This is a genomic window from Kaistella carnis (genome assembly GCF_003860585.1).
Taxonomy (GTDB): domain Bacteria; phylum Bacteroidota; class Bacteroidia; order Flavobacteriales; family Weeksellaceae; genus Kaistella; species Kaistella carnis.
Window position 1 is genome coordinate 540,603 of the sequence record NZ_CP034159.1, and the last position, 19,729, is coordinate 560,331.

Here is a 19,729-nt window from a genome sequence, read left to right on the forward strand (position 1 = left end):
ATAATGATTTTTAAAATTGTTGAAGTTTTGACTCCATCATTTACAGTTGTGTTTTTAGATTACCAGCCTTTTTTCCGAACATACAGAAAAGTGAGTAAGGAAATAAAAGCCATTAAACCTAAAGTAATATAATATCCAAATTTCAGATCCAGTTCCGGCATAAAATGAAAATTCATCCCATAAATTCCGGCAATAAACGTAATCGGGAAAAAGTACATCGAATATATTGCCAGAACTTTCATGACTTGATTGGCTTTCTGGTCACTCATCGCCAGAAACATTGAAATTAAGCTGGAAACTTGCATACTCAAATGTTCAAAATCTCCGATGACATCTTTATGTTTATCTTTCAAATCCGTGATCTCAGCATCATCCAGATCCAGTAATTTAAACTTATCGACCCACACCGTTGAAATATTTAAGATCCGGTTATTCAGTCCGGATTTTCTTTTTAACCGATACAACCTTCTTATATGATTAGAATGATTCGTCGTTTTCAAAAAAATCTCGCTCTCGATGTGATCCATGGTATCCAGTAGATTTTGGGATTCATCATCAAATGATTTCATGACTTTCAAGGCAAGGTTAAGGGCGATTTCATCTCTCCTGATTTCTGCATTTTCTGGTAAAAGGATTTCTTTTTTTAGTTCGTAAATACTTTTATTCTTCAGGCGGTGTATGGTTATAATCGAAGAATCGAGTAAGAAAACTCCTAACTTGGTAGAAATATCACTAATTGTATTTAGGTTTGACCGTTCGAGTTGCGTATTCTCCCGCATCAGAAAGAAATCGACCTTTCCATCCTGCTCAAATTTTGGCAGGTGATTGGCATCAATGGTATCTTCTAACAAAAGTGAATTAATTTCGTAACGCTGGTGCAGAAATTCCAGATCCTCTTCAGTCGGACTTTCTACATCAATCCACTCGCAATGGTTGTTTTTAAATAATATTTCAATAGGCATATCGCAAATTTAAGTTAAAAAATAGTTTTCCAACTTAAAATATTTTAGTAATAATAAATAAATTTATCTTTGTTAAAATTTCGAATTCTATGATTAAAAGTTATATAAAAGGAATCGGCCATTATGTGCCGGAGAATGTCGTAACCAACGATGATCTGTCTAAACTCATGACAACCAATGATGAGTGGATTACCGAAAGAACAGGAATTAAAGAACGCCACCATCGCAAAAATAGGAACGATTCCGAAGAAACTACGGCCTATTTAGGTTTTAAAGCTTCAGAATCGGCTTTGAAAATGGCAGGCTTAACAGGAAAAGATATTGATTATATCGTATTCGCAACCTTATCTCCCGACTATTATTTCCCGGGTTGTGGGGTATTATTGCAGGAAATGTTGGGCTGTGACACCATTGGTGCTTTAGATGTGCGTAATCAATGTTCCGGATTTGTATATGCGATGAGTGTTGCCAATGCTTTTATCAAATCGGGTCAGTATAAGAATATTTTGGTTGTTGGCGCAGAAGTTCATTCTTTTGGTTTAGATTTTTCTGATGCCGGTAGAGGAGTTTCTGTCATTTTTGGCGATGGAGCCGGTGCAATCATTTTATCTGCCTCCGAAGATGAAAAAGATGGTGATGTTTTAGCAACAAATATGCATTCGGAAGGGAAACATGCTGAAGAGTTATGTACCAAATTTCCGGGTTCAAAATTTGGCTGGAGTGACCGTATTCGTCTGGAGCCGGAAAATGTGACCGATGCAGAAATTTATCCAGTGATGAACGGAAACTTTGTATTTAAACACGCAGTGACCCGATTTCCTGAAACCATGATGGAAGCTTTGGATAAAGCAAGTAAAAAACCTGAGGATTTGGATATGTTTATTCCACATCAGGCGAATTTACGTATCGCCCAATTCGTTCAGCAAAGATTTGGACTACCAGATGAGAAAGTCTTTAACAATATTCAGAAATTTGGAAATACCACTGCGGCATCTATTCCAATTGCACTGAGTGAAGCAATCCAGGCTGGGAAAATTAAACGCGGAGATTTAGTCCTTATTTCTGCCTTCGGTAGTGGATTTACTTGGGGCTCTGTGTTATTTAATTACTAAACTAAGGTAAATGTTTTAGTAGAATAAATCTGGAAAACTTAAAATAGATAAAATTAAAATGCGTCAACCGACGCATTTTTTTATTGTACTGAAAGTGAATCTTTCACTTGACCTTCATCATTAAAAGCCGCTGAATCAACGCCGGCATTTCTTTTCTCGCTCACGCTGTGCTCTTCTTTGTAATCTTCTCTTTTTTCTTCCTTTTGGGCACAACTTGCGAAACATAAAGTTCCAAGAACTGCAATAGCAAATAGTTTTTTCATGATAATTTATTTAATGTTTTAGAAACTAAACAAAAATGATGCAAATTTTAGTTAGCGCAACAGATACAAAAAATTATCAGAAAAATTTGATTATCGATGCGAATGACTTTTAAGGAAAGTAATTCTCTTTTTTTAATTAAAAACTTCAAAATCAGTTCCGTCGAAACTGGCAAAAACCATGGTCGGATGAGAATCCTGATGAGCGATGTTTCCGTCCTTGTCAATTGCGATTGCGCCGGCAAAACCATCAATTTTTTTTAGCTCAACGAAGGTTTTTTGCACGGCATCTTCCAGCGATATTCCATCGGTTACGCGGGTCACGATTTTCGCTGCAGTTGCATTACTCACGATGTCTTCACCAACACCGGTACAGCTTACAGCACAATGTTCATTTGCATAATTTCCTGCGACCGTCGCTGAATCAGAAATTCTTCCCACAATTTCAAAACCCTTACCGCCGGTAGAAGTTGCGGCTGCCAGTTTACCATTTTTGTCCAAAGCTACACAACCTACAGTGCCTTTTCCTCCGTTTTTTATTTTCTCTTCATATTCTTTTCTACGTTGTGGAATTTCAGTCGAGAAATCATGGATTCCATTTGCTTCGGCATAAATTTTCGCGCCATTTCCACCTAAAACCCGGTCGTCTTCTTTCATTAAAATTTTTGCAACATCAATTGGGTTTTTAACATTTTCGATATTAATGACTCCGGAAAATTTCTGAGTTTCCCCATTCATTAGAGAAGCACTCATTCTAATTTTTCCGTCACTTTGAATTTGAGATCCTGTACCGGCATTATAGAGTTCATCATCTTCCAAAAGTTTCACCGCAAATACCACAGTTTCTTCAGCAGAGTGATTTTTTAAAAAATCAAAGGATTTGGAAGCAATTTCTTTAAGGGAATTTTGCTTGGCGACTTTCACCTCGTGGCTTTGATCACTTTCGGAGAAAAATCCGCCGTGTATAATTATTTTCATGATAAAACTGTAGTTAAAGAGATGCTATTTATATTGTGGAATAGGGCTGTATTGTGAATTAACGATGGTGAGATCTTTCGATTTCAAATCATAGTAATCATTTTGTGACAGTACATGAACCACAAGATTATCGATTGATATTGGTTTTCCCAATTCTATATTGGTTAAGTTGGTATCTTTAATAAATCTTCCGTCCACCAAAATAACAAGTCCTGAACCGATCGCAGTCATGATGTCTTTATAAATGAAAAGTCCGGTATCTTCCCCAAGACCAATTCCTAAAGTTCTCGGGTTATTTACCACCGCCTGAAAAAGTCGGCCAATTCTGCCACGCTGAACAAAATGAGTATCCACGATCACATTTTCGATGAAGCCTAAACCTTGGGTCGTTTTTATTTCTCCTTTTAAAAGTGCTTCACCACTCGAACCCTGATAAATCATATTTTCAGAAGCTGCTGCTGCACCCGCGGAAGTACCCGCATAAATGAAATCCTCTTTCAGATATTTCATGAGAATGATATCGTGAAAACGGCTTCCGCCTAAAATAGAAGTCAGTCTTAACTGATCTCCACCCGTAAACATTACAACATCTGCAGCAGTAGCACGAGCTGTAATTTCATCACTATTGGCTTGTTCCCGATTTTGAATATCTAAAATATTCACGTGTTTCGCACCCAAAAACTCGAAAGCTTTTTTGTATTCGGGACCCACGATTTGTGGTATTTGTGAAGCAGTAGTGATAATTTCTATCACAGAATCTTCCTTTAATCTAGATTCATTAATTATTTTTCGTAAAATGCCACGTTCAAAAAAATTCAGATTTTTCTCGATGTTTTGATCATAGTCGGTTTCCGCAAAACTGCCTTTATTTACAGCGCCACCAATGATCACTAATTTTCCAACTGCTTCCATAGTTTGCAAATTTAAAAAATTATTATTTGTCCTATCACTAATATTTCAGTCAAATAATTGAAAAGTTCACATCTTTAATAGTATAGCGGAAGCATAAATGGTCTTCATTTTCATTTTTTTTCGTTAATTATTAAGCTTTTCTATTATCTTTGATATTCAAATAAAAAATAAGCTTTAAAAAAAGATAGCAATTACCTATGAAAATTGAGAAAATACAAGTTTTACGCGGACCTAATATTTGGAGTATCAGACGTCCAAATCTAATCCAAATGAGGTTAGATTTAGAAGAGGTGGAAGATTTACCCACTAATAAAATTGATGGTTTCCGGGAACGACTGCAAAAACTAATTCCGTCTTTAATTACTCACCGTTGTTCAGAAGGCGTGGAAGGTGGTTTTTTCCAGCGCGTTGATATGGGTACCTGGATGGGTCATGTTATTGAACATGTCGCCTTAGAAATCCAAACCATCGCGGGGATGGATACAGGTTTTGGACGCACGCGGGAAACACGGACTCCTGGTGTTTACAACGTCGTTTTTAGTTATTTAGAAGAAAATTGCGGAGTTTATGCAGCGGAGCAATCAGTAGAAATAGCGCGTCATCTTATAGATAATCGTGATTTTGATATCGAAAAGTGTATTCAGACCTTGCGTGAAATTCGCGAAGGGGAACGATTGGGACCGTCTACTGGAAGTATTGTTCAGGAAGCAAAAGCCCGTAAAATCCCGTGGATCAGATTGGGTAGAAACTCTTTGGTTCAGTTAGGTTATGGCGTTAATCAACAGAGATTTCAGGCAACCATCACGGGCAATACAAGTTCTATCGCTGTTGATATTGCCTGTAATAAAGAGCTGACAAAAAAAATGCTTGATGAAGCTGCGATTCCTGTACCAACAGGAGATTTAGTTCACGATGAAGAAGGTCTGGAAAGAGTAGTGCAAAAAATTGGATATCCGCTGGTTCTTAAACCATTGGATGGAAACCATGGAAAAGGTTCATCCATTAATGTAAACGATTTCGAAACAGCAAAATTAGGTTTACAGCATGCGCAGAATTATTCTCAAAAAGTAATTGTTGAAAGATATATTACCGGATATGACTTTAGAATTCTAGTTATTAATCATAAAATGGTTGCCGCGGCAAGAAGAGTTCCCGCACATATTATTGGCGATGGTGAGTTAAATATTCAGCAATTAATCGATAAAGAAAATCTTGACCCACGCAGAGGATATGGTCATGAAAATGTCTTAACCGAAATTACAGTTGATAAAGACACGAATGAGCTTTTAGAAAAACTAAATTATACTTTAGAAACAGTGCCCAAAAATGGTGAAATTGTTTATCTGAAAAGTACGGCAAATCTTTCTACGGGAGGTACCTCAATTGATGTCACCGATATGGTTCATCCGGAAAATATTACCATGGCAGAACGAGTTTCGCGTATCATTGGTTTAGATGTTTGCGGAATCGACATCATGGCAGAAAACCTAACTCAACCCTTAAAAGAGAGTGGCGGTGCCATCTTAGAAGTTAATGCAGCTCCGGGTTTTAGAATGCACCTTGCACCAAGTGAAGGTTTACCTCGCAATGTGGCAGCACCAATTGTTGATATGCTTTATCCGCAAGGCAAACCAACTAAAATTCCAATCATTGCCGTAACAGGAACAAATGGTAAAACAACCACCACACGTCTTATTTCTCACATTGTAAAAAGTAATGGCTTCAGAGTAGGATTTACCACTTCCGATGGTATTTATATTCAAAATACCATGCTCACAAAAGGAGATACCACGGGTCCAATCTCTGCAGAATTTATTTTGAAAGATCCCACTGTTGAATTCGCAGTTTTGGAAACAGCGCGAGGTGGTATTTTAAGATCCGGTTTAGGATTTAGCTCTTGTGATATTGGAGTTTTAACCAATATTAAAGAAGATCATTTGGGTATGAACGATATTCACAATCTTAGAGACCTTACCAAAGTAAAAAGAGTCGTCATGGATTCGGTGAAAAAAGATGGCTGGAGCGTACTGAATGCGGACGATGAATATTCTATGAGATTGCTGAACGATTTAGATTCCAAAATTGCAATTTTCAGTTTAGATGAAAATAATTCACACATCAAAAAATTCGCGAAGGAAGGAAAAGTGACTTGTGTATACGAAGAAGGTTTCGTAACCATTAAGAAAGGCGACTGGAAAATTCGTATTGCAAAGGCACACAATATTCCAATTACCATGGAAGCTAAAGCGAAGTTTATGATTTCTAATGTGTTGGCCGCAAGTTTAGCCACTTATTTATATGGTTTTGAAATTGAAGATATCGCCAATTCCCTTCGAACGTTTATTCCAAGTGCAGCTTTAACACCAGGAAGATTAAACATTTTTAAATTCAAAAAATTCAACGTATTAATTGATTTTGCACACAATCCTGCAGGTTATGAAGCCATCGAAGATTATTTGAAAAATGTAGAAGCCACGAAAAAAATCGGAATTATTTCCGGAGTTGGTGATCGAAGAGATGAAGACATTAAAAAATGTGGATTAATTGCGGGTAGAATGTTCGATTATATTATTATCCGCAATGAAAAACACCTGCGTGGAAGAACAGAAGAAGAAATTAACGAATTAATTATCTCCGGAATTCAGGAAGCGAACAGAAATGTGAGCTACGAAAGTATTCCAAAAGAAATTGAGGCTCTAAAACATGCCATGAGTATGGCGGAAGAAGGTACTTTTATTACCGCGTTAAGTGACGTCGTTACAAATGCTATCGATCTTGTTCAGGAATACCAAAACCGGGAAATTTTAGACGAAGGTAAATTGATTTAAAATACCATTTTAACAGATAACTCTCAAGATTAATTTTTTGAGAGTTTTTTATTTTACACCAAGTCTATTTTTCATAAAGTGTGCTTTCTTAAATGTTAAAAAAACTTTATAAAGTCCCGAAACTATTTTATTTTCTCATTTATTTGCTTATTTTTGACCAATGGAAAATTTCGTTGTTTCTGCAAGAAAATACCGTCCGCAAGAGTTTGATACTGTTGTTGGGCAATCCCATATTACAGAAACTTTGGAGCACGCCATTCAAGAAAATCAGTTGGCGCAAGCCCTTCTTTTTTGCGGTCCTAGAGGAGTTGGTAAAACCACTTGTGCACGGATTTTGGCGCGAAAAATAAATGAAAGGGACGGCTCAACATCTGAAGATAATTTTGCCTATAATATTTTTGAACTTGATGCGGCGTCGAATAACTCTGTAAATGATATTCGCGAACTGACCGATCAGGTACGTTTTGGACCACAAGTCGGTCAGTACAAGATCTATATTATTGACGAGGTTCATATGCTCTCACAGGCGGCTTTCAATGCTTTTCTGAAAACTTTGGAAGAACCTCCGGCACACGCAATTTTTATTTTGGCAACTACGGAGAAGCATAAGATCATTCCAACTATTCTGTCAAGATGTCAGATTTATGATTTTAAGCGGATTACTATTGAAGATATTCAAGCTCATTTGCAGAAAATCGCCGAGAAAGAAGGCATACAATATGAAGATGATGCTTTATATTTAATTGCCCAAAAAGCTGATGGCGCTCTGCGGGACGCACTCTCTATTTTTGATCGTCTTTCCACTTTTTCTCAGAAAAATATCACTTTAGCGAAAGCCGCAGAAGTTTTAAATGTTCTGGATTATGATCAATATTTAAATATTGTAGATTTAGCACACGAGAATAAAATATCGGAAACTTTATTTGCTCTAAACGAAATTATAAAGAAAGGATTTGATCCTCATATTTTCATCGCAGGTTTAGGAAATCATTTCCGGGATTTGATGATGGCGCAAAATCAACAGACCTTAAGTTTAATTGAAGTCGGTGAAAAGACCAAAGCTAAATTTTTAGAGCAAAGTAAGAAGTGGAATGCACAGCAGTTGGTGGATGCGATTGAGATCTGTAATCATGCAGATATTAATTATAAAAATTCCAAGAATCCACGCTTGACCGTTGAAATTGCCTTGATGCAACTTTCGTCATTATCTGCAGAACCGGCAGCGTCTAAAAAAAAAAGTATCTGATTTTAGCACCGCTTCTTAAACTGAACGTTGCAAAACCCTCTGCCATTCAAACAGAGCCGCTGAAACTAGAAGTATCGAAACCTGCTCTACAAGAAATTAAAAAAGAACTCCCAAAGACCAAAGAGCCGATTGGAATTGCGAAAAAACCATCTAAGTTCAGCATCAGTGCAGCTTTAAATAAGTCTGAAGAAGTGATCGAAGTTAAAACAGCTTCTACAGAAAAAGATTTGCCTTCTCACCATTTTAGCGAAACGGATCTGCAGAGTGAATGGCAAAAATTTTTAGTTGATTTGAAGAAAAGTGATGTGATTGTTTATAACGCAATCAGTTCCTTTAAATTGATGAAGAAAGATGAAAATATCGTAGAAATTACTTATCCATCTGAATCTGCGAAAGTAGAGTTTGAAAAAGTTCGGTCAGAATTTTTTAATCACTTTATGCACAAAGTGAACAACTACAAAATCAGCATTGAATTTAAACTGGATCTTTCAATGAAAAAAGAAATCATTACCAAACGAAAGATTTTCGATAAATTTGCTGAAATCAATCCTGTTTTAAAAGAACTGGATGATCTATTTAAACTTGATTTTAATTAAAGCCTCCCATCCTCGAAGATGAATTTACAGAATTTAGAAAACAATTGGGTAAAAGAATTCCCCAAGCCATTAATTATTGCAGGACCCTGCAGTGCTGAAAGTGAGAGCCAAATGCTTGAAACAGCCAAAAGAATAAAAGAATCAAATGCTGAAATTCCAATCTTTCGTGCGGGAATTTGGAAGCCCAGAACGAAACCCAATGGTTTTGAAGGAGTAGGAGTCATTGGTTTAAACTGGCTTAAAAAAGTAAAAGAAGAATACGGTTTTAAAACTGCTACCGAAGTAGCAAATGCTCATCATGTAGCGGCAGCTTTGGAAGCTGATGTTGATATTCTTTGGATTGGCGCGCGTTCCACCGTAAATCCGTTTACAATCCAGGAAATTGCAGAAGCGCTAAAAGGTACCGATAAACCCGTCTTGGTTAAAAATCCTGTAAACCCGGATCTGGCTTTGTGGATTGGAGCTTTAGAAAGATTAGTTGGTCAGGATGTTAAAAACTTGGGGGTCATACACCGCGGTTTTTCAACCTATCAAAAAACAAAATACCGTAATATTCCAAACTGGCAGATAGCATTAGATTTCAAGAATCAATTTCCTAATATACCAATGATTGTTGATCCGTCCCATATTTGTGGAAATAGAACTTTATTGGCGGGAATTACGCAGGAAGCCATGAATGTTGGTTATGATGGAATGATGATCGAAACGCACTGTAATCCTGATGAGGCTTGGAGCGATGCTGCACAGCAGATTACCCCGGAGGTTTTGGGCGATTTAATTCAGAATTTACAGATTAGAAATACCGATATTTCTGCTTTCGATGACGAAATGGGAAGACACCGAACTTTAATTTCTGATCTTGATTTCCAGTTGATCGATCTTTTATCGCAAAGAATGAAAATTTCTGAAAAAATTGGAAATTTGAAAAAAGATAATAATATCGCAATTTTTCAACCTGAACGCTGGAAAGTAATTACCGAATATGCTAATCAAAAAGCAGATGAGTCCGGAATGTCTGCAGAATTTATTGAGAAAGTATTTAAGGCAATTCATGAAGAATCGATAGAGGTTCAGAATAAAATCTAGATTTAAAAATGAAATTAATTTCTGATATTCTTCTGCATGATTTTAGGAAGAGCGTGAATTTTTCTCCTGTTGAGTTAGCGGAAGAAGAAATATCTCTTGATTATTTAATTAATATTTAGGCAGTGAAAGGACTTATTACAAAATCAACAGGCAGTTGGTATCAGGTTTTAGAACCGGAAACAGGGCGATTTTTCGAAGCCAGAATTCGGGGGAAATTTAAGTTGATAAAGACCCGTCTTACGAATCCACTTGCCGTGGGTGATTTAGTTGAGTTTTCATTGGAAATTGACGATGTTGCGTGGATCACTAAAATTGAACCTCGGAAGAATTATCTCATCCGTAAATCGGTCAACCTTTCCAAAGAAGCCCATATTATTGCATCCAATATCGATGTGGCCTGTTTTATTTTCACCCTTAAATATCCGGAAACTTCGTTTGGCTTTCTAGATCGTTTTTTGGTATGCTGTGAAGCTTATAATATTGAACCTCTTATTTTATTTAACAAAATGGATGTTCTTTCCGAAGAGGAAAAAGAGTATTGTGCAGCAATAGAAAATCTATATAATCAGATCGGTTACGATACCATGGAAATTTCATCTTATTCCGGATTGAACCTGGAGCTTTTAAAAGAAACCATTAAAGATAAAGTTTCTGTATTTTTCGGTCATTCCGGTAGCGGAAAATCCACTTTAGTTAATGCGATGCAACCAGAGCTCAACATAAAAACATCTGAGATCTCTGAAGTTCATCTAAAAGGAAAACACACGACCACTTTTGCACAGATGCATTTTTGGGATTTTGGTGGCAGCGTAATTGATACTCCCGGAGTCCGCGAATTTGCAATGATCGATGTTCAGAAAGAAGAAATTCAGCATTATTTTCCCGAGATCTTCACTACCGGCAGAAAATGTAAATTTCACAATTGTATGCACATTAATGAACCTAAATGCGCAGTTTTGGAAGCTGTAGAAGAGGGTGAAATTGAAGAAACACGGTACATTACTTATTTGAAAATTATGGAAGAAGCAGAAGAAAATTCTGCCCAATAAAAAACCCAGCCGAAGCTGGGTAAAAACTAATAACCATGAAAACTCAAATTAAACATGAGAATCGTAAAAAAATTTACAACTTTCGTGCCAAAATAAATTAGCTGTTCTCTAAGAGAATTTTCGGTTCAAAGATATAAAACTTTTTTGTACTTTTGCCGCACAATAAAACAAGATATATGTCAGGTAAAATTACATTCACCATGATCAAACCAGATGCAGTAGCAGACGGTCACATTGGTGCTATTTTAGGGAAAATCGCCGAAGCAGGATTTAAGATCAAAGCTTTAAAGCTTACACAACTTACCGTTGCTGATGCTAAGAAATTCTATGAAGTTCACGCTGAAAGACCTTTTTATGGGGAATTGGTAGACTTTATGAGTTCAGGTCCAATCGTTGCAGCAGTTTTAGAAAAAGATAATGCAGTTGAGGATTTCAGAACTTTAATCGGTGCTACTAACCCAGCTGAAGCTGCAGACGGCACAATTAGAAAAATGTTTGCAAGAAGCATAGGCGAGAATGCAGTACATGGTTCTGATTCAGACGAAAATGCTGAGATCGAAGCAAATTTCCACTTTGCGGGAAGAGAAATTTTCTAAAATATTTCATATTTAAGATAAAATGTTCAGCAATGCTGGACATTTTTTTTTTAAATTGTTTTGAAATTAATAAATTATGAAAAATTATATTTTTTATTTCAGTCTGTTGATGATGTTTTTTGGAGGAAATAAGATTTCAGCTCAAGTGCAGATGGATAGTATTAAAGCTGTAGAAAACCCTGTATAACCAGCTAAAAAGCTAAATTTTGGTCTTGGTTTTGGTTTGAATTTCGTGGGTGGAACAAGTATAAGTTTTTCTCCAAATTTAACCTACAACTTAAATGATAAGTTTTCTGTGGGTGCCGGTTTATTGTTTAACTATACCGGAATTAAAGACTTGCAAAAAACCACTACGATTGGGGCTAATATCCTCGGAAGTTATTATCCAATACCAAAATTACTTACTACTATTGAATTTGCAGAAATGCATGTGAACCGAAATATGCTGATTACCGATACAAAAGACGAATTTTGGGATTCCGCTCTATTTGTTGGAGCTGGATATCAAATCACACCGAAAATTTCAGTTGGTGGAAAGTTTAATGTTCTGTATGATAAAGAAAAAAGTGTGTACAGCAGTCCATTTGTGCCGTTTGTAAACATTAGTTTCTAGTGATAAAAATTACTAAGAATGAAGCCGTCTCAAAATAAAATTTGAGGCGGTTTTTTTATTTTCTTTTGTAAAGCGTTAAATTTTGATTATTTGTGATTTTTGCACATTAGGATAAAAATGTGCTCTTACTTAAGCACTCTTTTTTCTTAGATTGTGTGCTAAAGCGTGTAATCCGAACTCTAATTCCACTTTTTCTATTCCTTTGTGTGTAAAACGCTTGAAGTTCCGATTGGATTTGATATGTGCAAAGACGGGTTCTACATCCGCCGTGCGTTGTTTGCGTTTTATTTCTCCGATTTCACTCAAGATGTTTTCCCGAACTCTCTCCTTATGCCGTTCTAAATTTTGGTTGCGTTCTATTATTCTGTTTCCCTGGGCTTTATGGCAAGCCCCTCGCAGCGGACAACCGGTGCAGTTTTGAGCCTGGTACAGTGAACTTGTCTGAGCATAACCGCTTTTTGTTTTTCGATTTCGGTTGGTGATTTTATTCATCGGTTGCCCCATCGGACAGATATACTGATCGTTCTCTTCGTTATAATAAAGTTTATCGCGGTGAAAGTCTTCGTTGATTTTCTTTCTTTTCGATTTTAAAATACCCTGTTCCTTATCGAAGGTGTTGTATTTTACGAAGGTTTCTATATTTTTCTCTTCCAGAAAATCATAATTTTCTTCACTGCCGTAACCAGCATCAGCAGTAAGTTCTTCCGGCAAAAACTGATAAAGTTCTTCAAAAGTATTGAGATGTGGTTTAAGCGTATTTAAATCATTGGTGGTTTGGTGTAAAGTATAATGAATAACAAACTGGGATTCAGAACTTACCTGCACGTTGTAGGCGGGTTTAAGTTGACCATTCTGCATATGATCATCTTTCATGCGCATAAATGTGGCATCGGGATCGGTCTTACTATAACTGCCACGTCCGTCCAAAACCTTTTCCTGCTCCTGGTACTTATCCAGGTTCTGAGAAAAATTCTTTTGAATGTATCTTAATTTTGCCTTTGCTTTGGTGGATGCCTTCGGGTTTTTGCTGATGATCTCTTCTATTTTCTTGGCGGTCTTCTCTATTTTGTCTTTATCGATGGTTTTAAACTCCGGTGGTGTAGGATCGCTGTCTTCTTCCTCAGCAATGCTTTGGGCATAGTTCCACATTTGTTCAAGTTGTTCTGCCATCTTCTCTTTTCTGGTTTTAATGGCATTGCCCCAAACGAAGGTATATCTCCCGGCAATAGACTCTATCTTAGTTCCATCGGTAAAAACTTCTTTCAAGCTAACGAGTCCTTCCTCTGCTAATAACAGGACGACCTGTTTGAAAATGTCTTTGAAAATAGTCTTGAGTTTCTTGCTCCGAAAACGTGCGATGGTGTTATGGTCTGCGACCTGTTGAGCGGACAACCACATAAAATTAATATTCTCACGCATCGCTTTTTCGATCTTCCTGCTGGAATACGTATTATCCATATAAGCGTAAACCATCACCTTAAGCATCATCTTGGGATGAAAGCTCGGTTTGCCATCTTTACTATACTCTTCAATGAGCAATCGTAAATCCAGTTGTTCAATAATTCCATTAACGACCCGAACGGGATGATTTTCTGGAATCAATTCCTCGATTGATGGTGGGAATAACCAATTTTGTTGCTGGTTATAATCTTTAAATTTAATACTCATATAATTGATTATCAATACTTAAAGATAGTAAAACCCTTTAAAACTGACAAATGTTAAACACAGAAAAAACCGCCTCAGTATTGAGACGGCTTCTTTATGGTTCAAAAAATAATGTTTCAATACAACAATTATATTTTCAATAACTCAATGGTTTTCGCTGGATCTGCTGAAGAGAAAACCGCGTTTCCTGCAACCAAAACATCTGCTCCCGCTTCAAAAAGTTTCTCCGCATTTTCTAAATTAACACCACCATCAACTTGAATCAAAGCTGTGGAGTTGTTTGATAAAATTAAGTCTTTGGTTTCTGCGATTTTTCGGTAGGTATTTTCAATGAACTTTTGTCCTCCAAATCCAGGGTTCACACTCATTAATAAAACGAGATCCACATCGCCAATAATATCTTCCAGCATTAAAACCGGAGTTGCTGGGTTTAAAACAACGCCTGCTTTTGCGCCTTTTTCCTGAATTAAATGAACAGTTCTGTGCAAATGCACACAAGCTTCATAATGTACAGATACCAAGTCTGCACCTTTTTCAATAAATTCTTCTACATATTTTTCGGGCTCTACAATCATCAAATGTACATCTACAAATTTCTTTGCATGTTGCTGCACTGTTTGCATAATAGGAAAACCAAAAGAGATATTCGGTACAAATCTACCATCCATCACATCTACGTGAACCCAGTCGGCTTGTGACTCGTTCAGCATTTCTATATCTCTTTGTAGATTCCCAAAATCAGCAGAAAGTAGGGAAGGTGCAATTAATTTTGTTTTCATTTTTACTTATTTACGATCTATTTTACTTTGTATTTCTTCTTAATAGAATAATATTTCAAATTCATATCCGGTTTAATTTGTAGCAAAGTTTCATAAATCAACTGGATTACATTTGCGACATCTTTTTGTGCAACCATCTCCACAGTAGTATGCATATACCTTAGCGGAAGAGAAATTAATGCCGAAGGAACACCTCCGTTGGAATGTGCAAACGCATCGGTATCGGTACCGGTCGCTCTACTTGATGCTGCTCTCTGAAAAGGAATTTCCTTAGTTTTTGCAGTGTTAACAATCAACTCTCTAATGTTGTGATGAATACTTGGCGCAAAGAAAATGACCGGGCCATCTCCACATTTGGTGTCGCCTTCTTTTTTCTTTTCGATCATTGGGGTAGAGGTATCGTGGGTAACATCAGTAACGATGGCAATGTTCGGTTTAATGGTATCTGCAATCATATCTGCACCATACAAGCCCACTTCTTCCTGTACCGAATTTGTAATATACAGACCGAATGGCAATTTCTTTCTATTCTCTTTTAACAGTCTCGCAACCTCCGCGATCATGAATCCACCAATACGATTGTCTAAAGCACGCGACACGAAATATTTATTATTCAGCTGGAAAAATTCATCGGGATAAGTGATCATGCTTCCTACAAATATTCCTAAGTCCTCAACTTCTTTTTTATTTGTCGCACCACAATCGATGAAAATATTTTCGATCTTTGGGACCGGTTCATCAGAATTTACGCCTCTGGTATGAATTGCCGGCCAACCGAAAACTCCTTTCACGATTCCTTTTTCACCGTGTATGTTCACTACTTTAGAAGGAGCGATCATTTGATCAGAGCCACCGTTTCGAATAACGTAAATAAGACCATCATCTGTAATATAATTTACATACCAGGAGATTTCATCGGCATGAGCTTCTATAACAACTTTAAAGTCTGCTTCTGGGTTAATGATGCCGTAACATGTTCCGTAGTGATCCACTTCAATTTGATCTACATAAGGATGAAGGTAATCCATCCATACTTTTTGACCTTCATGCTCATAACCGGTTGGAGATGCGGTGTTTAAATATTGCTCTAAAAATTGTATTGATTTTTTTTCAAATTTCATAAGAAAGGAATGACTTTTGTTAGACTAAATTTTGATTTTAATAGAAGGTAAAAATAATGAAATTTAATAAACTGCTCTTACTATTTCTTCTGTTTTTCGGACTTTTCACCAATGCTCAGCAAGACACTGTAATTGCGAAACCCCTTAGTGAATATGCTCCTGAACTCTTGAAGACAGATGAATATGGACTCAAATATTACTACGACGAAGGTCAAAAAGCAAGAATTTACGAGATAAATGGGGAAAATGTTGTGGTGATGGATGAACTTGTTCTATTCAAAAAACCACGATTCAATAATCAGCTCGATCAAAATTATTATTATTTTTTGAACAAAAAATTAAATCGGGTATACCCACTTTTCTTAACCGCTTTGGAACAGTATGAAGATATTCAGCAAGAAATGCGGACTTTAGATAAGGAAGATCAGCGAAAATATGTAAATTCGCGCCAGTCAAAACTAGCAGATCAATATGAAATGCAGCTTCGTGACTTGACTACTACCGAAGGAAAGGTTTTCGCCAAACTGATGAACCGTGCTACAGGTAAAACGGTCTATGATATCATCAAAGAACTTCGTGGCGGGTGGAGTGCTTTCTGGTGGAATGTGAAAGGAAAAGTAGCAGATGTTGATATAAAGCAACCTTATAATCCTCATCAGGACAGAAGTGATGAGTTTATAGAATCACTGCTACAAAGTAATTGGAACAATGGTTATTTGAAGCCTTATCCCGGTTATTTAAGTTTTAAAGTTAAAAAATAGTATGAATAAAATTCTTAAAAACTCAATATTAGTTCTAGCATTATTGAGTTTTAATTTTGGTTATTCCTGGGGAACAACCGGACATCGGGTAATTGCAGAGATCGCTCAAAATAATTTAAATGGTAAGGCAAAGAGAAATCTTAAAAAATTAATAGGCGATCAGAAATTGGCGTATTGGGCAAACTGGCCGGATTTAATTAAGTCAGATACTACCGGAGTTTGGAAGCCCACTGACCAGTGGCACTATGTAAATGTTCCCAAACAAACCAATATAAAACAATTTGCAGAGAGCTTGAAAGCTCAGGCCGGACCAAATATTTATTCTCAAATCAAAGTTCTTTCAGAACAGATAAAAGATAAAAATACAAGTAAACAGGATAAAGAGATTGCATTAAGATTCTTAATTCACTTGGTTGGAGATGCTGCCCAGCCTATGCACGTTGGACGTTTTGAAGATCTCGGCGGAAACAAAATTAAATTGAAATTCTTTGGAGAAAATACAAATTTACATTCCCTGTGGGACTCGAAACTCGTTGATTTTCAAAAATACAGTTATACCGAATTTGCGCGGGTTTTAGATGTTAAATCCAAAGAGGAAGTTAAGTTAATACAGACGGGAACTTTAGAAGATTGGCTTTATGACAGTCATTTGGCAGCAAATAGAATTTATGCGAATTCTGTGGCCGACAGCAATTACTCGTACGATTATAATTATAAATTTAATCCTTTGTTGGAAAGACAATTGCTGTACGGCGGTTTACGCTTGGCAAAAATTTTGAACGAAGTATTATAGAAATCGTTGCTTCAATTTTTTAAACGCAATTTTATCAATAGGTAATGGAAATGGATTTTCTTCGGTGTCGAGGGAAATCCATTCTATTTTCTCGATACACGGGTCCATTATTAGAAGATCATTTTCATCGGCCATTTCCGCTACATAGTAAATGCTCAGTAATTGCTCTCCCGCCCGAAATTTGGAAGCCAAAAAGTCTTCCTGTGTATATAAATGTTCAATATTTTTCACTTTAATATTGAGTTCCTCTTCAAGTTCCCGCTGCACACACTCCAGAACACCTTCTCCAAGTTCCAGTCCGCCACCTGGGAATTTTAATAACTGCTGCCCAACGTATTCTTCATGGAGTACCATTACTTTACCGTCTTTCAAAATAGCAGCATACACCCGCACGTTCATTTTATCAATCATCTGTAAATTTTTATAGTAGTGATTAAAACAAAGTTATAAATAAATTAATCATTTAGGTTTTCCTCCTTTAATATTGCATTGATCATTTCCCTTTTTCCGGGGGGACCTGCTTTTTTCTCAACTTTAAAATTAAGATCCTGCAATATTCTCCTAACGCTTCCTTTGGAGGAGTAGGTTGTTAAAAGGGAGCCGACTTTCATTTTTGAAGTGACCTGCTCAAAAAGGGGCTTCTCCCATAAATCTGGTTGAACTCGCGCTCCAAAACAATCGAAGTAAACGAGGTCAATTTTTGGAAGATCCAGCTTTTCAATTTCAAAAAAATCACAGTTAAATTTGGTAAGAAAGAAATTGGGTACGATTTCGATGCTTTTATTCCATTCAGATTCGTGAATTTTAGCATAACTTTCTTTTACCTGCAAATTATCAAAAAATGATTCGTAGTTTAAATTAATTATCTCATCGCCAGTTACGGGGTATTTTTCAACAGTGAAATAATGAATAATATGATTTTTGTCAGTTTTCAAAAATTCATCAATAGTGACTAAAACATTAAGACCTGTTCCAAAACCAAGTTCTAAAATATTAATTTCATAATTATATACTAATTTTAATCCATTATCAATAAAGACATATTTTGCTTCTGTGAGTGCTCCGTTATGAGAATGGTAGTTTTCATTTAACTCACTAATATATAATGTTTTACTGCCATCTGAAGTGGCCTTTATTTCCCTTTTCATTCAATTTTTTTTCAAAATTAATTTAAAATTTTGATATTTGAAAAATTATATTAAATTTGTAGAACATCAATAAAAAATTAAAAAATGATAATTCAAAAATCTACCAATCCGAGAATTTCAAACTTTGATCCCGAGAATTTTTCTTTCGGAAATATGTTTATCGATCACATGATTATCTGTGAGTACGAAAATGGAAAATGGGGAGATGTAAAATTGATGCCGTATGGTCCACTTCCTTTTTCTCCTGCCATGATGGGAGTAAACTATGGTCAGGCATGTTTCGAAGGTATGAAAGCGTATAAAGATAAAGATGGTCAGGTTTTTATCTTCAGACCGGAAAAGAATTTTGCCAGAATTAATAAATCTGCAAATCGTTTGGCAATGCCGGAAGTAACGGAGGAAATATTTTTAGGCGGACTAAAAGCTTTAGTTGATTTAGACAGAGACTGGATTCCTTACGGAGAAGGAAATTCATTATATATTCGTCCCTTAATTTTTGCTACAGAAGAAGCTTTGAAAGCAAGAATCGCTAATAAATTCATGTTTGCCATTGTTGCAACTCCAGCAAAAAGTTATTACTCAGAGCCGGTAGCCGTAAAAATTTCAGATTATTATTCAAGAGCTGCCAACGGTGGAGTTGGTTCTGCAAAAGCTGCCGGTAATTATGCTGCTTCGTTTTATCCCACTAAGTTGGCAAATGAAGAAGGTTATGAGCAAATTATCTGGACGGATGATTCTACCCATGAGTATTTTGAAGAAAGTGGAACGATGAATGTTTTTGTTAGAATTAATGATACCATTTATACGCCGCCGACATCTGAAAAAATTCTGGATGGAGTAACAAGAGATAGTTTTATTCAATTGGCGAAAAGAAGAGGAATCGATATCCAGATAGAACCAATATCTGTGAAAAAAGTAATTGAAGCTCATAAGAATGGAACTTTGAAAGAAGTTTGGGGTGTTGGAACGGCCGTGGTAACTACCGTATTTAAAGCAATCGGATACCAAGGTGAAAGACTTGATTTGCCGCAATTGCCTTTAGAAGAAAGTTTTGCCTTGACCCTTCAGAAAGACTTGGTTGATATTCAAACCAATGTTGCTGAAGATCCATTTGGATGGAGAGTTTTGGTAGAGAAAAATATATTGGAAAACGCATAGTTTTTTTTAAACTTCAAGATAATTAAGCCGGGAATAATTTCTTCCCGGTTTTTTCGTTTTCTC

At 36.4% G+C, this 19,729-nt stretch carries 20 protein-coding genes; 11 read left to right on the forward strand and 9 right to left on the reverse strand.

Features of this window, described 5'->3' with window-relative positions:
• Nucleotides 1-59 precede the first annotated feature (59 nt).
• Nucleotides 60-962: a CorA family divalent cation transporter gene (locus EIB73_RS02440; protein ID WP_125022293.1), complete on the reverse strand. Its 903-nt coding sequence runs from the start codon at nt 960-962 to the stop codon at nt 60-62.
• An 89-nt stretch (nt 963-1,051) separates the two neighbouring features.
• Here EIB73_RS02440 and EIB73_RS02445 point away from each other — a divergent pair, with 89 nt between their 5' ends.
• On the forward strand, nt 1,052-2,074 hold the full coding sequence (locus EIB73_RS02445; protein WP_125022295.1) for a 3-oxoacyl-ACP synthase III family protein: 1,023 nt from the start codon (nt 1,052-1,054) through the stop codon (nt 2,072-2,074).
• An 80-nt stretch (nt 2,075-2,154) separates the two neighbouring features.
• On the opposite strand, the gene EIB73_RS02450 is transcribed toward EIB73_RS02445, so the two are convergent.
• From EIB73_RS02450 to EIB73_RS02460, 3 genes are all read right to left on the reverse strand, one after another.
• Complete coding sequence (locus EIB73_RS02450; protein WP_125022296.1) at nt 2,155-2,337, reverse strand: hypothetical protein; 183 nt, start codon at nt 2,335-2,337, stop codon at nt 2,155-2,157.
• Nucleotides 2,338-2,469: 132 nt separating this feature from the next.
• Nucleotides 2,470-3,312, reverse strand: coding sequence for an isoaspartyl peptidase/L-asparaginase (locus EIB73_RS02455; RefSeq protein ID WP_125022298.1), 843 nt, complete (start codon nt 3,310-3,312; stop codon nt 2,470-2,472).
• Between the two features lie 24 nt (nt 3,313-3,336).
• Nucleotides 3,337-4,224, reverse strand: a complete 888-nt coding sequence (locus EIB73_RS02460) for a cyanophycinase (RefSeq protein WP_125022300.1) — start codon at nt 4,222-4,224, stop codon at nt 3,337-3,339.
• Nucleotides 4,225-4,421: 197 nt separating this feature from the next.
• Here EIB73_RS02460 and cphA point away from each other — a divergent pair, with 197 nt between their 5' ends.
• The 7 genes from cphA to EIB73_RS02495 all read left to right on the forward strand — a co-directional run bounded on the left by cphA (nt 4,422) and on the right by EIB73_RS02495 (nt 12,238).
• Nucleotides 4,422-7,052, forward strand: a complete 2,631-nt coding sequence (gene cphA / locus EIB73_RS02465; protein WP_125022302.1) for a cyanophycin synthetase — start codon at nt 4,422-4,424, stop codon at nt 7,050-7,052.
• A 160-nt stretch (nt 7,053-7,212) separates the two neighbouring features.
• Complete coding sequence (gene dnaX / locus EIB73_RS02470; RefSeq protein WP_125022305.1) at nt 7,213-8,298, forward strand: DNA polymerase III subunit gamma/tau; 1,086 nt, start codon at nt 7,213-7,215, stop codon at nt 8,296-8,298.
• Nucleotides 8,299-8,489: 191 nt separating this feature from the next.
• A complete protein-coding gene (locus tag EIB73_RS02475; protein WP_228411267.1) occupies nt 8,490-8,894 on the forward strand; it encodes a hypothetical protein in 405 nt (134 codons plus the stop codon).
• 18 nt (nt 8,895-8,912) lie between these two features.
• Nucleotides 8,913-9,980, forward strand: a complete 1,068-nt coding sequence (locus tag EIB73_RS02480; RefSeq protein WP_125022307.1) for a chorismate mutase — start codon at nt 8,913-8,915, stop codon at nt 9,978-9,980.
• A 122-nt stretch (nt 9,981-10,102) separates the two neighbouring features.
• Complete coding sequence (rsgA, locus tag EIB73_RS02485; protein ID WP_125022309.1) at nt 10,103-11,029, forward strand: ribosome small subunit-dependent GTPase A; 927 nt, start codon at nt 10,103-10,105, stop codon at nt 11,027-11,029.
• 176 nt (nt 11,030-11,205) lie between these two features.
• A complete protein-coding gene (locus tag EIB73_RS02490) occupies nt 11,206-11,625 on the forward strand; it encodes a nucleoside-diphosphate kinase (RefSeq protein ID WP_125022311.1) in 420 nt (139 codons plus the stop codon).
• Between the two features lie 232 nt (nt 11,626-11,857).
• Nucleotides 11,858-12,238 carry a hypothetical protein gene (locus EIB73_RS02495; RefSeq protein WP_125022313.1) on the forward strand — a complete coding sequence of 127 codons (381 nt, stop codon included), beginning with the start codon at nt 11,858-11,860 and terminating at the stop codon, nt 12,236-12,238.
• A gap of 129 nt (nt 12,239-12,367) precedes the next feature.
• On the opposite strand, the gene EIB73_RS02500 is transcribed toward EIB73_RS02495, so the two are convergent.
• The 3 genes from EIB73_RS02500 to EIB73_RS02510 all read right to left on the reverse strand — a co-directional run bounded on the left by EIB73_RS02500 (nt 12,368) and on the right by EIB73_RS02510 (nt 15,806).
• The gene (locus tag EIB73_RS02500; RefSeq protein WP_125026051.1) at nt 12,368-13,915 is read right to left on the reverse strand and encodes an IS1182 family transposase; all 1,548 of its coding nucleotides are present in this window, start codon (nt 13,913-13,915) and stop codon (nt 12,368-12,370) included.
• Between the two features lie 119 nt (nt 13,916-14,034).
• Nucleotides 14,035-14,685 carry a ribulose-phosphate 3-epimerase gene (gene rpe / locus EIB73_RS02505; protein WP_125022315.1) on the reverse strand — a complete coding sequence of 217 codons (651 nt, stop codon included), beginning with the start codon at nt 14,683-14,685 and terminating at the stop codon, nt 14,035-14,037.
• Nucleotides 14,686-14,702: 17 nt separating this feature from the next.
• Nucleotides 14,703-15,806: a M42 family metallopeptidase gene (locus tag EIB73_RS02510; protein ID WP_125022317.1), complete on the reverse strand. Its 1,104-nt coding sequence runs from the start codon at nt 15,804-15,806 to the stop codon at nt 14,703-14,705.
• 56 nt (nt 15,807-15,862) lie between these two features.
• On the opposite strand from EIB73_RS02510, the gene EIB73_RS02515 reads away from it, so the two are divergent.
• Together EIB73_RS02515 and EIB73_RS02520 are read left to right on the forward strand one after the other, a co-directional pair.
• Complete coding sequence (locus EIB73_RS02515) at nt 15,863-16,567, forward strand: DUF4294 domain-containing protein (RefSeq protein ID WP_125022319.1); 705 nt, start codon at nt 15,863-15,865, stop codon at nt 16,565-16,567.
• 1 nt (nt 16,568) lies between these two features.
• A complete protein-coding gene (locus tag EIB73_RS02520; RefSeq protein WP_125022320.1) occupies nt 16,569-17,360 on the forward strand; it encodes a S1/P1 nuclease in 792 nt (263 codons plus the stop codon).
• Here the strand turns inward: EIB73_RS02520 and EIB73_RS02525 are convergent.
• Both EIB73_RS02525 and mnmD read right to left on the reverse strand, forming a co-directional pair.
• Nucleotides 17,355-17,771: an NUDIX hydrolase gene (locus EIB73_RS02525; RefSeq protein WP_125022322.1), complete on the reverse strand. Its 417-nt coding sequence runs from the start codon at nt 17,769-17,771 to the stop codon at nt 17,355-17,357. The two genes, EIB73_RS02520 and EIB73_RS02525, sit on opposite strands and share 6 nt — an antisense overlap.
• 44 nt (nt 17,772-17,815) lie before the next feature.
• Nucleotides 17,816-18,508 carry a tRNA (5-methylaminomethyl-2-thiouridine)(34)-methyltransferase MnmD gene (mnmD, locus tag EIB73_RS02530; RefSeq protein ID WP_125022324.1) on the reverse strand — a complete coding sequence of 231 codons (693 nt, stop codon included), beginning with the start codon at nt 18,506-18,508 and terminating at the stop codon, nt 17,816-17,818.
• A gap of 84 nt (nt 18,509-18,592) precedes the next feature.
• Between mnmD and EIB73_RS02535 the strand changes: the two genes are divergently transcribed.
• A complete protein-coding gene (locus EIB73_RS02535) occupies nt 18,593-19,666 on the forward strand; it encodes a branched-chain amino acid aminotransferase (protein WP_125022326.1) in 1,074 nt (357 codons plus the stop codon).
• Nucleotides 19,667-19,729 lie beyond the last annotated feature (63 nt).

What these genes read in the sequence shown, in the direction of transcription:
- EIB73_RS02510 (WP_125022317.1), bottom strand. Translation starts at nt 15,806, where the DNA reads ATGAAATTTGAAAAAAAATCAATACAATTTTTAGAGCAATATTTAAAC.
- EIB73_RS02450 (WP_125022296.1), bottom strand. Translation starts at nt 2,337, where the DNA reads ATGAAAAAACTATTTGCTATTGCAGTTCTTGGAACTTTATGTTTCGCA.
- EIB73_RS02460 (WP_125022300.1), bottom strand. Translation starts at nt 4,224, where the DNA reads ATGGAAGCAGTTGGAAAATTAGTGATCATTGGTGGCGCTGTAAATAAA.
- mnmD (WP_125022324.1), bottom strand. Translation starts at nt 18,508, where the DNA reads ATGAAAAGGGAAATAAAGGCCACTTCAGATGGCAGTAAAACATTATAT.
- rpe (WP_125022315.1), bottom strand. Translation starts at nt 14,685, where the DNA reads ATGAAAACAAAATTAATTGCACCTTCCCTACTTTCTGCTGATTTTGGG.
- EIB73_RS02445 (WP_125022295.1), top strand. Translation starts at nt 1,052, where the DNA reads ATGATTAAAAGTTATATAAAAGGAATCGGCCATTATGTGCCGGAGAAT.
- EIB73_RS02440 (WP_125022293.1), bottom strand. Translation starts at nt 962, where the DNA reads ATGCCTATTGAAATATTATTTAAAAACAACCATTGCGAGTGGATTGAT.
- EIB73_RS02520 (WP_125022320.1), top strand. Translation starts at nt 16,569, where the DNA reads ATGAATAAAATTCTTAAAAACTCAATATTAGTTCTAGCATTATTGAGT.
- EIB73_RS02480 (WP_125022307.1), top strand. Translation starts at nt 8,913, where the DNA reads ATGAATTTACAGAATTTAGAAAACAATTGGGTAAAAGAATTCCCCAAG.
- cphA (WP_125022302.1), top strand. Translation starts at nt 4,422, where the DNA reads ATGAAAATTGAGAAAATACAAGTTTTACGCGGACCTAATATTTGGAGT.
- dnaX (WP_125022305.1), top strand. Translation starts at nt 7,213, where the DNA reads ATGGAAAATTTCGTTGTTTCTGCAAGAAAATACCGTCCGCAAGAGTTT.
- EIB73_RS02525 (WP_125022322.1), bottom strand. Translation starts at nt 17,771, where the DNA reads ATGATTGATAAAATGAACGTGCGGGTGTATGCTGCTATTTTGAAAGAC.
- EIB73_RS02490 (WP_125022311.1), top strand. Translation starts at nt 11,206, where the DNA reads ATGTCAGGTAAAATTACATTCACCATGATCAAACCAGATGCAGTAGCA.
- EIB73_RS02515 (WP_125022319.1), top strand. Translation starts at nt 15,863, where the DNA reads ATGAAATTTAATAAACTGCTCTTACTATTTCTTCTGTTTTTCGGACTT.
- EIB73_RS02455 (WP_125022298.1), bottom strand. Translation starts at nt 3,312, where the DNA reads ATGAAAATAATTATACACGGCGGATTTTTCTCCGAAAGTGATCAAAGC.
- EIB73_RS02535 (WP_125022326.1), top strand. Translation starts at nt 18,593, where the DNA reads ATGATAATTCAAAAATCTACCAATCCGAGAATTTCAAACTTTGATCCC.